Here is a 13,956-nt window from a genome sequence, read left to right as displayed (position 1 = left end):
CCGGGATTTTTTTTAAAACGAATCGACGAAGACCTCCAGGGTCTGCGAATTATAGGCATCGCTGGTGAATAACACCCGATTGGAGGTGGCCATAACACTGTTCCAGACCCCGGTATTGCCCTGCAGACCCGGCATGTGGTTCTTCAGGCCTGTCCCATCGCCCTTCACAGAATAAAGGCTCAGCACACCATCCTTGTCGTTGTCAGCCCGGTAGAACACTCGGTCTGCCAGAGCCGAAACAAAGGTGTCATAGATATCTGCATACGTATTCAGCGTGACCAACTTGCGGCTTCCCGTGCCGTCCCATTTCACTGCAAACAGATCCCACTTGCCCACTGTTTCAATCAAGCCTGTATACACGATGGTCTTGTTCGCATCATTCAGGAACTTCACAGAAGTCCCGTTGTTGGCATTCACCTGACCGCCTGCAATCGGGTTCTGACTGATTTTTCGAATGTCAGATCCGTCCAGATTCATACTGTACAGCTCATAGATGTCCGGAGAGGATTCACTCAGCGCAATCAGGCGCTTGTTCGCCCCTTCCGTCAGAGTCTGATACAAAGACGTGTGCGAAGTCGCCGGAAGACCTGGATTGATATCGAACTGAACCTGATCAGAAAGGCGGAAAGTTTTAAGTGATGTGCGTCCGTTGGTCACAAAGTCCCCCGGGATGACAGCGTACTCGGAATCCTCAGAGAATCTGCAACCAGAACCCATGCGATTGGCATCCACCCCTTGTGCCGCCATATAGTTCACGCCCGCCGGATTGGCCGCAGAAGCTACTTTCACATCGTAAACACCGTTAACAGAAGTGATACCCCAGTAACACACCCACTGAGAATCCGGAGAAATCACAAAGCTTGCCAGATCGTACCCGGCGGCGATCACACTGTTGACGCGAGTCACAGTGCCGCTTCCATCAACGGCGACTTTGCCGATTTCCCATTTTGCATCAATGTCATAATCCATGCGAATCACGATGTAGCTGCCATCAGGTGCGACATCCCAATCCGTATAAATCACCGGATGCGCAAAGTCCGGTGTGATTTTCAGCGCACCCGTTCCATCCAGATTCACCCGGTGGATCTCTGGAATCGTGTCCACAGTGATATCACCAATATAGTAAAGCTTCTGAGTCGCTTCATTGAACTTAAAGGCCGTGATCGCCCCGTTCGGATTGGTGATTGGAATGCTCACTTTCACCGGTGCCGCTCCATTGCTGTCGCCCACATAAAGTTCCTGCACTCCAGGAGTGTCCTGATCCGCCAGATAGATAATCTTTGTTCCATCATCAGTGAATGCAAATGTCGTCAGTTTACCGCCCCCTGCAGGATACGCCTTTGTCACTCGCACCAAGTTGCTGCCACTCGGGTCCGAAGCATACAGATGCATTTCTGCATCCACCTCAGGATTTCCGCGGAAAGCGACTTTGGTTCCGCTGGCTGGCGGAGTCACAAAGAAATAATCCCCGGAGCGAATCAGCGGCATATTGACCTTCACTGAGGCACTGACCACGAGGCTCAAGCTTGCGCGGTAAAGACCGTTTACGGCCTCGATATTGTCATCAGCCAACATCATCACTGTATTGAGATCCCAGTCAAAGAAGTACTGCAGGTTACCGGAAAGAACGTCACCATCAAGGTTGCTGATCACCGGACTCAACTTGCGATTGGAACTGCCGTCCACCGCAGAAAGATACATTTCGTATTTTCCGTCAACTTCCAGGTCGGCGATATACGCAACACGATCCCCTGAAGGGCTGACTTCCAGTACCGGATAATTTCGCACCACCGAGGCTTGTGCCTGTGGAGTCAACACAACCGGAATTCCACTGCCGTCTGTATTGATGGCAAGAAGATCATATTTCATCTCGCCAACTGCAGGAGGAGAAACCCCACTTACATCCGCTTGCCAGATAATTTTCTGTCCATTGGCGGTGAAGTTTATCGTATTCTTCTCAATCCCTTGATGTCCCCCATTGCGCACGACGGTCGTCGTAGTAAGTCGCAACAATCCGGTTCCATCCGGATTGGCAATGTGCAGATCAAATCGATAAGAACTGATCGCCTGGGTGAAAGCGATTTTTGAAGAATCCGGTGACCAAACAAAAGATCCGACATCCATTGTGGGTGCGGTACAAGGCACAGTCACACGGTTGTCTGTTCGAGTCTGCAGGTCATAGACCCACATCTCCAGGCATGTCGCCATCCCACGATCAATTCGGTAGGCGACATAGCGGGAGTTCGGACTGATTTCAGCCATCGCCGACACTCCATTAAATGACGTCGCCGAAACGTCAATCACTTCACCAGTCACCAACGATACCGCACCAAGAGCCATACCGACATTATTGAAAGTTTTGTTTTCCCTATAGACGACCCATTTGCTGTCCGCGCTGATGATATAGTCCGACTGCACCGCCTCATTGATTGCCATTGCAGGCCCCAGACGGCGCAGATTTGTGCCGTTTACATTCACAGCATACAGGTTGATTGCTTCATCAGTATCCTTGTCCATGCGGAACACAACGGTCGATCCATCTGGAGTAATTCTAAATTCACGCACATCCCCGCCGACCACCATCGAACCATTCAGTTTCGTTTGCGCCCCGGTCAGAACATTGATTGCATACAGATTGAATTCATTGTCTGTCGGACCCACGTCCCCCATGGCTATGACCGTGTTCTGATCCGGCGTCAAAGCGTAGGAAGTCACACCACCCGTTGGATTGACTGAAGTCGGACCCATCAAAACGCGATCACCGCTGCCGTCAATCTTTACTGAATGCAGCTCTTTCAATTGCACACGTCCGATTGAGAATCGCACATAAAGGGCACGGTTGTGCTTGGGAACAGGCGTGATCACCGAGCTCTGATCCAAACCCCACTGCCCTGACATCGGGTTGATTCTGGTCAAACCAGTGCCATCAAAGTTCACCAGCCCCAGATCCACCATATCATCGTTGCGCAAAGGTGATGACAGCAGTACGCGGCCAGAATCACCATACTGAGCGATCTGACGGACCGCCGGATAACCGGTGGACGTCACATCCGGGCTGATCTTTTGCCATTGTGGATAGCGGATGCTCACGGACTTGGTTTCGGAAATATTTCCGGCGGTATCAAAATGCTGGATATAAAAATCAATGGAACTTGCCGTCTGCGCCGACAAGTCCATGCGAAGCTCCCACTGGTTCAGCGCAGAGCACACCAGGAAATGTTCAGACGGCAGGGACGTTACAACTTTAACCAGATTCAAAGCATCAGAACAAGCGCCCGTAATCGGATAGTTCGCACGCAACGAAGATACCGGATAGTTGTCGGCATTGTCCGGAGCATTCACGGTCACTGTCGGCGGAGTCAGATCCACGAGGATGGTTTTTGTATCAAGCGATGTTTTTTTGATCTCGGTTTCATTTTGTGAAACCGTCATCTGGATTTCACCTTCCGTCAGGCCATCCAAATCCAGCACAACTTCAAAAGTTTTTGAAGCATCACAAAGGCCTTCGAAAGACCCACGCCCTTCCAGCGTGATCTGCACTGGTTCACCCACGTGCTGACACGAACCTTTGATGGCATAAGAACGAATGTTAGAGGAATTAATGGCCTTGTTGCTTTCATCCAAAACGATGAACAGCTGATTACGACTGGTCAGATCCTCAAGATTAGCCTCGAGGGAACAACCCGTGAAAATGAATATCGCCGCAAGGACGTACAGGATATGCAATACCATACAGATTTTATCGGCCTTCCAAGGACCCCACTGAAGGCTTTTTCCCTCTGAAAAACCGGTATTTACTTTGTTTCGAAAGATCTTTGAGCTGATTTGAGAATGGTGATTGTATCTCTCGCAAAAGTGCGAAGTATTCTCCGAAAAGCGCATCCTACTTAAGAGTTTCCTCGCCTTTGCCACCGACCAAGGGACCTAGGGACCTTTTAGACACCCCCTGAAATAGTTTCCTTTTGCTCCCAGCACCCCTAAAAGAGGCCAAAAAAACACCACCCTATGTATTCCTAACTAATTGAATTTACTTAATTATGTCAGAGGCCTGTCGTGTCTCATTATGGAACGCTTATTGCAATACCTTGGACTGACTATGGAACAAAGACGATTTAAAGACATTGTGGCATTCAAATGGAATCAAGGAGCTCCCTTGGCTTTCCACGCCCGCAATCTTGAAATCGCCGAGATCTCGGAAGACACCTGGAACCAGATGAGCCAGGAATCCTTGGGTGCTGACGACGCCGCCGTGGCGCTGAAAAGCTGGGAGCTGGAAAACAGCCCTGACGTTAAATCCGGCCGCCTTTCTGTGGGCATTCGCAGCCTGACCATCAACGTGACCCAGATCTGCAACTTGAAATGCACTTACTGCGCAGCCGGTGGCGACGGAACTTATGGTTCCGCTCAGACCAAAATCAATGTTGAAAAAACTTTGCCGCAGTTGAAGTTCTTCCTGGAGCGCGTTCCTGCCGGTGGCAGATTCAACATCACCTTCCTGGGTGGCGAACCATTATTGTATCCGGATGGCATCCAAGAGATCGGCAACTATGTTCGCCTGATGACCGCGGGCCAGAATATTCATGCGTCTTTTTCAATTGTGACCAACGGTACTTTGATCAATGAAAGAACCTTGAAGGTTCTGACTTCATTAAAAACCAACGTCACTGTCAGCCTGGACGGCCCGGCAGAAACCAACGACAAGGCCCGCCCATCCAAAGACGGTCGCGGCAGCACTTCGTTGGTTGTTGAAGGTCTGAAACAGCTTTCAGCCGTTCGTGAATCCCTGGGTCGTTTGACTTTGCACGGTGTTTTCAACCGCGAAAACCTGGAGCTGGTGAAAGCTTACGAGTTCTATAAAACCCTGAATGCAGACCGCTATGAGTTCACTTATTCAGTGGAAGAAAATGACGACGCCAGCAACAAGCTGTTCGTAGATCAGATGAATCAGATCGCTGAAATGGCTTACACAGCCGGCGGCGAAGAAGAGCTTCGCAAAGTGGGCATCTTCGACCAGTACTTCAATGCTCTGGACAATCAGCAGCAGACGGAAAACTTCTGCGGCTCTGGCAAATCCTTCCTGATGATGGATGCCAAAAACAACCTGTTCACTTGCCCTTGGGAAGTGGGAAATCAGGAAGAAAAAGTCGGACAAGGCACAGACGTTGACTTTGCCCGCATGGAGGCCGAACAGGCGCCATTGATTGAAAAAAACAACTGCCAAAGCTGCTGGGCGCGATTCCTGTGCGGTGGCGGCTGCATGTTCATCCACAAGAAAGGCACGGGCAGCAAGCACCAAAAGGACGGTCAGTTCTGCTTCCGCACGCGCAGCTTGATTGGAACCACTTTTATGTACTATAAATTAAGCAGGGCAACCTGCTAGAGGAAACTATGACACAGCAAACACATATCAAAAAAATCAAACCTCTGAAGCCCAAACCTTCATCCACTACCAAGCTGGCCGGTCCTGGCGGCGGTACTGGCGAAGGCTGCATCCCGGTTCGCTAATCAGAATTGATTAAACTTTAAAGACAGGTTGTATGACTCTTCCTCCCTCCCTTGAAGAGAAATCCGGAGCCTCCAAAAGACGCTCCTACCAGGCGCTTGCGCTGCGAATGTTGTTCGCAGTGGGGATTTCTTTTTTCATCGGCCAGACCAACCTGGATTATCTTGAGTCCTATCTTTACGATCTGCGCGTTCGCACGAAAGTCATCAACTCCACCTCCGGCAATGTCGAGCTGATCTATATCACTCCACAGACTGTTCAGTTCTATAAAGGTTATCCTTCCGCCACGGAACAGATCGCCCTTTTGAAGGCCCTAAACAACAGCGGCGCCAAAGCCATCGCCTATGACTTTGCCTTTGACGAGGTTCCTGGAACGACTGACGAAAAGAATGCGTGGGAATCCGCCATTGTTTCTTCCCCGCACGTCTTTGTCGCCGGTCGCACAACTCCCATGAAGGGTGAAGAAAACCAGATGTTCCTGCAGGAGCCTTTGGAGCAGATCTCCATTTCTCCGGCACCCAAAACCACCGACCTTGTGAACTTTGCCAAAGATGGCGTCACCCGCCGGATGATTCTGACCTATCAGGACCGTCCGATGCTGCCCGTGCGTCTGGCAAGTCTGGTGAATCCGCAGACCATGCAGGTGGAAAATATCCGCGGTCAGTTTGATTTCTATGGCACCGATCAAGCCTACATTGATTTCCATCCGGCGCGCTCTTATCCAGCGACTTCATTTGAATCTATTCTTAAAGGCGAGGCTGATTTGTCCCGCTTCAAGGACAAGATCATTCTGATCGGGACGGATCTGGGCTTGAACGAAGCTGAATATATCATGACTCCTTTCAGCCGCGAAGTGACGGCCATGACCCGCATTGAAATGCAGGCCAACGTCATCGACACATTGATCAAGAACTCCGGCCCGGTGAAAGTCTCTGGCTATTTAAGCTGGTTGTTCATTTTGGCGGCGTCCATTCTGACCACTCAGGTGGTGCTGACGATGAAACCAACACGCGGTCTGATCGTTCTGGGCGCAACCCTGTTGGGGTTTGTTGTTTTATGTGCGGGCGCTTACTGGGGCTTCGGACTGTGGCTGCCAATGGCCGCCCCACTATTAACGATCTTCCTGTGTTATTATTTCTTCATCCCTTACCGCCTGATCGTCGAAAACCGCCGCAGCTGGGAATACTATCAGAAGAACAAGCTGCTCAGTCAGGTGGAAGAACTTAAAACGAACTTCATTTCGATGATGTCCCATGACCTGAAAACACCGATTGCACGCATCCAGGGTATGACGGATGTGATTTTGACCGACTCGGTGGCCCTCAGCAACCAGCAGCGCGAGGCCGTGGACACCATCAAACATTCCTCAGATGACTTATTGAAGTTCATCAACGCCATCTTAAACTACGGTAAAATCGAAAGTCAGGGCGTGCAGCTGAACATGCAAAGCAAGGACATCAATAACCTTCTGCAAGAGGTTATTCGCAAGCACGAATTTCTGGCCAAGGTGAAGCGCATTCAAATCGTGTCCGAGTTGGAGCCCATGTTCCCGGTTCAGGTCGACCCTGAACTGATGAAACAGGTGTTCTCGAACCTGGTGGAAAACGCCATCAAATACAGCCCGGAAGACACGAAAATCATGGTCAGCAGCGAGGAAACACCATCCAAGGTGATCGTTCAGGTCGCCGACCAGGGGCCGGGCATCCCGCAGGATGAATTACAGAATATCTTTATGAAGTTCTTCAGATCGAAAAACGTCAAATCCTCCCCGATCAAGGGTTCAGGGTTGGGCCTGTATCTGGCGAAATACTTCACGGAATTACATCAGGGAAACATTTTTGTAGAATCTTCCCATGGTAATGGTTCCACATTTACGGTAGAACTACCCATCGAACAAGGGGGCACTCATGCTTAAGGTTTTGGTTGTAGACGATGATCAGGGCTTAAGACTTTCGGTAAAGTCCGCACTTGCGGTTACTCAGCGCTTCGAAGTTGATGAAGCTTTCGATGGCGTGAATGCCATGGAGAAAGTGAAAAACGGCGACAAGAAATACGACCTTGTTCTGCTTGATGTCGACATGCCTCGCATGAACGGCCTTGAAGCCCTTCGCCAGATCAAAGAATTCGATCCAGGCATCATCGTTATCATCATGACCGCCCACGCGACCTTTGAGTCTGCCATTCAGGCAGTAAAAGACGGCGCTTACAACTATCTGCAAAAACCAGTGGCGGGTGATGACCTGCTGGCTTTGATCGACAAAGCCGTTAACGCCCACAATCTAATTTCCAATATCGCAGCCTCTGCCCCCGTGATGGTGGAAGAAGGCCGCAAAATCATCGGTCACACATCCCAGATGCAGAAGGTGTTCAACATCATCCATCGTCTGGCGAAAGTGGAAACCCCGGTTCTGATCCGTGGTGCTTCCGGTACGGGTAAAGAACTGGTGGCGAAAGCCATCCACTTCAACTCGGCCCGCAAAGATGAAAAGTTCGTGGCGATCAACTGTTCTGCCATCCCGGAAAATCTGTTTGAATCAGAATTGTTCGGTCACGAAAAAGGCTCTTTCACCGGTGCTGACCAGCGCAAGATTGGTAAATTCCAGTTCGCTGAAGGCGGCACTTTGTTCCTGGATGAAGTGGGTGACATGCCTCAGCTGATGCAGGTGAAAATCCTGCGCGTGCTTCAGGAAAAGCTGTTCACTCCAGTGGGTTCCAACCGTGAATTCCCAACGAACGTGCGTATTATCGCTGCGACCAACCGTCCTTTGGAGGACATGATCAAAGCCGGCACCTTCCGTGAAGATCTGTTCTATCGTTTGAACGTTGTACCTATATTCCTGCCGGCTTTGGCTGAACGCAAAGATGACATGGAACACATGGTGAACATCTTTATCCGCAAGTTCAACCAGGCCCATGGCAAACGCATCACTGGCATCGCGCCGGATGCCATGGCTGTTTTGAAAAAACACAGCTGGCCAGGCAATATCCGTGAACTTGAAAACGTGATCGAACACGCTTTCGTTCTGGAAATGTCCAATGTGATCACGATCGCCTCTTTGCCGGAAGCTTTGTTGATCGCGACAGGCACAAACCTGATCGACGTTCCTCCGGTTCAGGAAACCGCTCAGAACGTGGCTTCTGCGGGCATCAGCTCTGCAGTTCAGGCGCACGCTTCCTTGGGCGATGACGAAGACAGCGATGTCGGCGGCATGGATCTGGACGAAGAAGACGGTGAAATGATCGCTTACTCTGGTGAAAATCTGGATTTCAACGCCCAGAAAGAGGCTTTCGAGAAAGAATTTATCATCAAGGCTTTGAAAACCTTCCGCGGACGCATCAATCAGACAGCATTGCATGCGAACATTCCAAAGAAGACTCTTCTCAGAAAAATCGAAAAATACGGCATCATCGCCAAAGACTATTCAAACTAGTTCTGAAGCTGATTTTCAATTTGAGCTGTGACGAACTGCCGGGACCCTCCCGGCAGTTCTTTTTTGTGCCACTCGTTTTCTCAGTTTATTTTCATCGGACACCGCTCTTAGCACTCCGTAATTTCAAATCGCAAACTCGATGATAAAGTGAGTGAATACATTCGAACTGAAAGAAAAGCGGTTGCGCCAAATCAACCCGCCTCCTAGATCTAAGATATTGGAGGTTCCTCGAATGGAAAATACATACAGACAACCTCAGTCAGTTCGCCACAATCTTAAGTTCCGACTGCTGCAGGTGAAATCCATCACTGATATTTCCCCGCGCATGAGGCGCATCACTTTGACCGGTGAAGACCTCGCCGATTTTTACAGCGCGTCCCCTGATGATCACGTCAAAGTCTTCTTCCCAAAGCCCGGCGAAAAAATGCCGGTGATTCCAGAGCTTGGTCCTCAGGGACCGGTCTTCCCGGAAGGCGAAAAGCCGATCATGCGTGATTACACTCCACGCCGCTTTGACAATGCTGCCCAAGAACTGGATCTGGAGTTCTTCCTGCACAAAGAAGGTCCCGCTGCGGACTGGGCTCGCACAGCCCAGGTAGGAAGTTATCTTGGTGTTGGCGGCCCCCGTGGCTCAACGGTAGTGCCTTATGACTTTGACTGGTACCTGCTGATTGGTGATGAGTGTGCGATCCCGTCCTTTGCCCGCCGCCTCAGCGAGCTTCCGGCCGCAACCGAAGCCGTGGTGATCATTGAGATCGGAGATGAATCTGAAAAACGCGAGTTTGAATCCAAAGCCCGTGTGACAACTCACTGGGTTCTGCGTGAAAACAACCCACCGGGAATGGCCGTAAAACTGAAAGAATCTGTGTTGAAAGCAACACTTCCACATGGTGATTATTTCTGCTGGATCGCCACTGAACTGCAAACATCCAAAGAGCTCAAAGAGCTGGTTGAAACAGTTCGCGGTGCAAATTCAAACTGGGTGAAAGCCACCGGATACTGGAAGAAAAACGAAACTACTTAATGCCCTTAGCGGCTGGAGCTCCCGGAACAGCAAGGGTTTCGGGAGTCACCAAAAAAATCTCTTCCGCCAAATCAAGAAAAAGTTTTTCATAAAAGAGCCCTTTCTGCGTCGCCTCTAGTTTTGTAATCACCTTAAATCCCCCCTATCTAGAGATGCATAATTTTTAAGCATTGAATTGTTTTAAATAGTGAGGTCTCTGCATTGACTCAATCTTACGAACTCTGTAGTTTCAGTCCCTCACTCCCGGAGATTTTTAGTTAATGACCATGAATCCGTTGCCACCACAGGCTTACACGAAAGAGACGATGCTCAAAGCCTATCAATGGCTTATGGTGCAGAACAGCTCTATCAAGGAAATGGCAACGACTCCGGACATTCTGGTCAGCCTGTATCTGAAGGCCACCCGTGATGGTGAACACTCTCTTGAAAGACCCAGCATCCAGAACTTCAAAAATGAGCTGAAAAGTCTGGCAGGCATGATGGGCGAATTGGATCGCGCTCCTCAGGCTAGCTCTGTTGTCGTACAGGCCGCCGCAGCCGCCGCTGTGCAGGCACAACCAATGATGGCTCCTCAACAGCCGGTTCATCAGGTTCAACACGTTCAGCACGTCCCTCAGATGCAACAGCAGGTGCTGCCACCGGCTCAGCCGATGATGACGATGCCACCGGCACCGACGACACAAACTCAAGTTTCCTACACAGAAAAGACTTTGACGACCACGTCCCGCACCCCGGAAACCCTTGATATGCTTGATTGTGGCTCCAAAGCTATGATTCAGGAAGTCAAAGACGAGTTCAACCTGAGCTCGGATCTGGAAGCCCTCAGAATGTTGATCAAGATCGGCTACAGCCGCTCCAAAGGTCTTCTGAAGTAAGCCATATCCCTACGAAATCATTTAATATCTTATTTAAATTAGGCTATACTCCCCCGCATGAAGAAAAAATATATCTGGCTATTGCTTATTTCCGGCCTTCTGGTGGCCATGGACCAACTGGTAAAAGTGTACGTTCACACGCACTTCCACCTGGGTGAATCCGTTATCGTGGTTCCGAACTTCTTCAATCTTACATATGTAAGAAACTTCGGTGCGGCGTTTGGATTCCTGGCTGAAAGCCATCCCTCTTTCCGTGAGATCTTCTTCCTGTCCATGCCGCCGATCGCATTGCTGATCATTCTGGGCATCTTGCGTGGAGTGAAAGATGACGACACAAAACAGATCATCGCTCTGTCCAGCATCTTTGGTGGTGCAATCGGGAACTATATCGATCGCGTGCGCTTCCGTTACGTGATCGACTTCCTGGATTTCCATCTGTACAACCGCTGGAGCTGGCCAGCCTTCAACATCGCCGATATGGCGATCGTGGGCGGCGTCGGACTGCTGCTGCTGTTGATGTTCCTGGAAAATAAAAAGAATAAAGAAAAAGAAGAAGGCGCCACATAGGCGCCTTTTTTGTTTGTGCTATTTGCGAGGGATGTTCTTGCGCAGTTTGCGCTGCAGGCTCTGGCGGTGCAGACCCAGTTTTTTGGCGGCCTGAGTGATATTGCCTTCGGAGCTTTGCAGGACATAGTCGATGTATTCACGCTCCATGCGCGCCAGGGAAATCTCTTCCTCCGGCAGCTCCATGTTTTCAGCCTGATCGCTGAAGGCTCTCAGAATCATCTCTACAGTCACTGGCTTGGCGATAAAGTTATGCGCGCCCAACTGCATGGCCTTCACGGCGGAAGCCACACTGCCAAAGCCACTCATCATCACGACTTTGACTTGCGGATGACGGGCTTTAAGATCCTTTAAAAGCTCCAGTCCGTTTTCACTGCCCACACGCAAATCCAAAAGCGCCCAGTCGATCTCCGCAAGCTCGGCCACGGCGGGCATGTCGGCATAGGCCTTTACCTGAAAGCCGCGTTCCTGAAGTTCTTCGGTCAACACTTCACGCAAACCCTGGTCATCTTCCACCAGCAAAAGTCGTTTTCCGTGTTGTTCCATTACTTTTCCTCCAAAGGCAGACGGATGCGGGCGGTAACGCCCTTGCCGCTGACGTTATTGGTGATCACAAAATCCCCACCACTGGCCTGAGCCATCATTTGCGCAGAATAAATGCCCAGTCCGTTGCCAGCTTCTTTACCGGTCACAAAGGGTTCACCCAAACGGGACAAAATCTCGGCCGAAATTCCTGAACCCTTGTCGACCACTTCCAGCACGGCCCAGGTGTCTTCCTGGAACAGGCGCACGTAAAGCGGACTTTGCGCAGACGAAGCTTCCAAAGCATTGTCCAAAAGATCAAAGAATGTCTGGGAAAAAGCCAGCGTTTGCAGCCGGCACCACAAAGAATCAGTGGTCAGATGGGATTCCACCACGATGCCGGGATTTTCCTTTTCCCACACGCCGATCAGATCCTTCACCAGCAAGGGAAGTTCCACGCGCTGAAGTTCACTTTGTGACGAACGCGAAAAGACTGAAGCCATGTGCTGGAATACACGAACGCATTCATCCAGTGAGCTTTGAGCTTTTTCAAACTCTTCACGCGCACTGGAGCTTTCTTCCGGCAATTTGCGCAAGCCACGCTCCATGCGAAGTTTCAGGGAATTCATCGGCGTCGCCAACTGGTGAGAGAACCCCGCCGTCAAGGCGCCCAGCGCTTTCAGGCGGTCGGCTTGATGCTGACGATCCTGCAAAAGACGAATGCGCTTTTCTTTACGCGCCAGCAGACTTGAAAAATAATGACTGACAAACCAGCTGGCCGTGATCAACACCCACTGGGAAAGAAAACGCAAAGACAGTTCAGAAAAATCAATACCCACGGTCTTCTGCGAATCCAGCCAGGTTTCATACTGCAACAGTGTCAGCAACAGCAACACGGACGCCCCAAAAACGTAAGAAGCTTTCTTGCGCAAAAGCATCCCGCCCAGGAACGAGTGAATACACAAAATGCTGACGAACGGATTGTCAGCAGAACCACTTACGAACAACAAACCCGAAGCCGCCAGCAAATCCACCCACAGGTGAACCAGCACTTGTTTTTGCCCATAGTCCTCTTGTTTGGGCCAGATACTGTGAGCCAGAACATTTAAAATGGCCAACAAAGTCAGCACCGCAATGATGTATGGGAAATGCCGCTTGTCCAAATAGCCCCACTTCAAAAGTGGGATGGTTCCAAGCAATAAAGAAACAATAGCGATCCAACGAAAACGAATCAGTCCTGGCATGCGCCCCTTGTAGCTTGTGCCCCCCGGGGGTGCAACCGCAGACTTGGATATGCAACGATTCGCTGCCCCTTATATCGTGATTTCAAGCACTTACGAGTTTCCAAACCCAAATTGATTTCAGTTCTTTGGTTTAAATGCAAATATCTTGCAATTAGAAAGTGGACTTGCTAGAAGCAAAAGAATCCAAGGAGTACCTATGAAATTCATCCTCTCTTTTTTGTTGGCCCTGCCAGTCTCTGCTTTTGCTCATGAACACGACCACGATCATGGCAACACCATTTTGAACCAGTCTCCGGTGACCTTGGCATCGGTGGCCGCTCTGGAACTTTTTGAAACCGGAAACATTGGAAACCTTGTTGGCTTTCAAACTTTCAAGGCCGATGACGACGCCGCAGTAAAACTGACCTATCTGGATAACTCCGGCACGGCTCGCGTGGTGGGTTATGACTGCCACTTCCACGCTCACGGTGATGCGCAGGAAGCTCACTGCCATGATTCTGCTGATTTGGGTGTGATCGACACTCCCGCCAATGATGTCAGCTTCGGTGTTGATGAATTCGCAGATTCCTTGGCTTATTCCGCTGACATCTTCGCCAGAAAAATTGCACCTTTGTCCCAGATCACGAACGTGAAAATGTGGCAGACTGGTGGCAACATCTGGGCAACACTGACTCACAATGCGGGCGCCGGTGAAGTGAAGTCTCATTTTATGTGTCACATGCACGGCGATCACTTTGACTGCCACCGCAACAGAAACCCGGGCCCGAACGAACCCCGCTATCAGGAGTAGTCC

At 50.3% G+C, this 13,956-nt stretch carries 11 protein-coding genes; 7 read left to right on the top strand and 4 right to left on the bottom strand.

Going from position 1 to position 13,956, the window contains the following annotated elements:
- Nucleotides 1–12: 12 nt before the first annotated feature.
- Entirely contained in the window at nucleotides 13–3,732 is a 3,720-nt protein-coding gene (locus tag ACNQKP_RS06625; protein WP_417863647.1) for a TolB protein, read from the bottom strand.
- A 331-nt stretch (nucleotides 3,733–4,063) separates the two neighbouring features.
- Between ACNQKP_RS06625 and ACNQKP_RS06620 the strand changes: the two genes are divergently transcribed.
- From ACNQKP_RS06620 to ACNQKP_RS06605, 4 genes are all read left to right on the top strand, one after another.
- Nucleotides 4,064–5,380 (top strand): radical SAM protein, encoded by a 1,317-nt coding sequence (locus tag ACNQKP_RS06620; protein ID WP_417863645.1) that lies wholly within the window; start codon nucleotides 4,064–4,066, stop codon nucleotides 5,378–5,380.
- A gap of 157 nt (nucleotides 5,381–5,537) precedes the next feature.
- Complete coding sequence (locus ACNQKP_RS06615; RefSeq protein WP_417863643.1) at nucleotides 5,538–7,418, top strand: ATP-binding protein; 1,881 nt, start codon at nucleotides 5,538–5,540, stop codon at nucleotides 7,416–7,418.
- Nucleotides 7,411–8,934 (top strand): sigma-54-dependent transcriptional regulator, encoded by a 1,524-nt coding sequence (locus ACNQKP_RS06610; protein ID WP_417863642.1) that lies wholly within the window; start codon nucleotides 7,411–7,413, stop codon nucleotides 8,932–8,934. Before ACNQKP_RS06615 ends, ACNQKP_RS06610 begins: the two co-directional genes overlap by 8 nt.
- Nucleotides 8,935–9,166: 232 nt before the next feature.
- Nucleotides 9,167–9,958 (top strand): siderophore-interacting protein, encoded by a 792-nt coding sequence (locus ACNQKP_RS06605; RefSeq protein WP_417863640.1) that lies wholly within the window; start codon nucleotides 9,167–9,169, stop codon nucleotides 9,956–9,958.
- Here ACNQKP_RS06605 and ACNQKP_RS06600 read toward each other — a convergent pair.
- Complete coding sequence (locus tag ACNQKP_RS06600; RefSeq protein ID WP_417863638.1) at nucleotides 9,951–10,088, bottom strand: hypothetical protein; 138 nt, start codon at nucleotides 10,086–10,088, stop codon at nucleotides 9,951–9,953. The genes ACNQKP_RS06605 and ACNQKP_RS06600 overlap by 8 nt on opposite strands.
- 130 nt (nucleotides 10,089–10,218) lie before the next feature.
- On the opposite strand from ACNQKP_RS06600, the gene ACNQKP_RS06595 reads away from it, so the two are divergent.
- Together ACNQKP_RS06595 and lspA are read left to right on the top strand one after the other, a co-directional pair.
- Nucleotides 10,219–10,833, top strand: coding sequence for a hypothetical protein (locus ACNQKP_RS06595; protein WP_417863636.1), 615 nt, complete (start codon nucleotides 10,219–10,221; stop codon nucleotides 10,831–10,833).
- Nucleotides 10,834–10,890: 57 nt separating this feature from the next.
- Nucleotides 10,891–11,400, top strand: coding sequence for a signal peptidase II (lspA, locus tag ACNQKP_RS06590; protein WP_417863634.1), 510 nt, complete (start codon nucleotides 10,891–10,893; stop codon nucleotides 11,398–11,400).
- Nucleotides 11,401–11,418: 18 nt separating this feature from the next.
- Here lspA and ACNQKP_RS06585 read toward each other — a convergent pair whose 3' ends face one another.
- A complete protein-coding gene (locus ACNQKP_RS06585; RefSeq protein ID WP_417863632.1) occupies nucleotides 11,419–11,943 on the bottom strand; it encodes a response regulator transcription factor in 525 nt (174 codons plus the stop codon).
- Nucleotides 11,943–13,163, bottom strand: a complete 1,221-nt coding sequence (locus tag ACNQKP_RS06580) for a sensor histidine kinase (RefSeq protein WP_417863630.1) — start codon at nucleotides 13,161–13,163, stop codon at nucleotides 11,943–11,945. The genes ACNQKP_RS06585 and ACNQKP_RS06580 overlap by 1 nt, the downstream gene beginning before the upstream one ends.
- 196 nt (nucleotides 13,164–13,359) lie before the next feature.
- Between ACNQKP_RS06580 and ACNQKP_RS06575 the strand changes: the two genes are divergently transcribed.
- Nucleotides 13,360–13,953 (top strand): hypothetical protein, encoded by a 594-nt coding sequence (locus tag ACNQKP_RS06575; protein ID WP_417863628.1) that lies wholly within the window; start codon nucleotides 13,360–13,362, stop codon nucleotides 13,951–13,953.
- Nucleotides 13,954–13,956 lie beyond the last annotated feature (3 nt).

Source organism: Bdellovibrio bacteriovorus (assembly GCF_048286975.1).
GTDB classification, from domain to species: domain Bacteria; phylum Bdellovibrionota; class Bdellovibrionia; order Bdellovibrionales; family Bdellovibrionaceae; genus Bdellovibrio; species Bdellovibrio bacteriovorus_H.
The sequence above is the reverse complement of the archived record's forward strand: the minus strand, read 5'-3'. Positions and strand labels throughout refer to the sequence as shown.

Bases quoted from the DNA above. Each gene is read 5' to 3' on its own strand.
- ACNQKP_RS06625 (WP_417863647.1), bottom strand. From the start codon at position 3,732: ATGGTATTGCATATCCTGTACGTCCTTGCGGCGATATTCATTTTCACG.
- ACNQKP_RS06605 (WP_417863640.1), top strand. From the start codon at position 9,167: ATGGAAAATACATACAGACAACCTCAGTCAGTTCGCCACAATCTTAAG.
- ACNQKP_RS06575 (WP_417863628.1), top strand. From the start codon at position 13,360: ATGAAATTCATCCTCTCTTTTTTGTTGGCCCTGCCAGTCTCTGCTTTT.
- ACNQKP_RS06620 (WP_417863645.1), top strand. From the start codon at position 4,064: ATGGAACGCTTATTGCAATACCTTGGACTGACTATGGAACAAAGACGA.
- lspA (WP_417863634.1), top strand. From the start codon at position 10,891: ATGAAGAAAAAATATATCTGGCTATTGCTTATTTCCGGCCTTCTGGTG.
- ACNQKP_RS06580 (WP_417863630.1), bottom strand. From the start codon at position 13,163: ATGCCAGGACTGATTCGTTTTCGTTGGATCGCTATTGTTTCTTTATTG.
- ACNQKP_RS06610 (WP_417863642.1), top strand. From the start codon at position 7,411: ATGCTTAAGGTTTTGGTTGTAGACGATGATCAGGGCTTAAGACTTTCG.
- ACNQKP_RS06585 (WP_417863632.1), bottom strand. From the start codon at position 11,943: ATGGAACAACACGGAAAACGACTTTTGCTGGTGGAAGATGACCAGGGT.
- ACNQKP_RS06615 (WP_417863643.1), top strand. From the start codon at position 5,538: ATGACTCTTCCTCCCTCCCTTGAAGAGAAATCCGGAGCCTCCAAAAGA.
- ACNQKP_RS06595 (WP_417863636.1), top strand. From the start codon at position 10,219: ATGACCATGAATCCGTTGCCACCACAGGCTTACACGAAAGAGACGATG.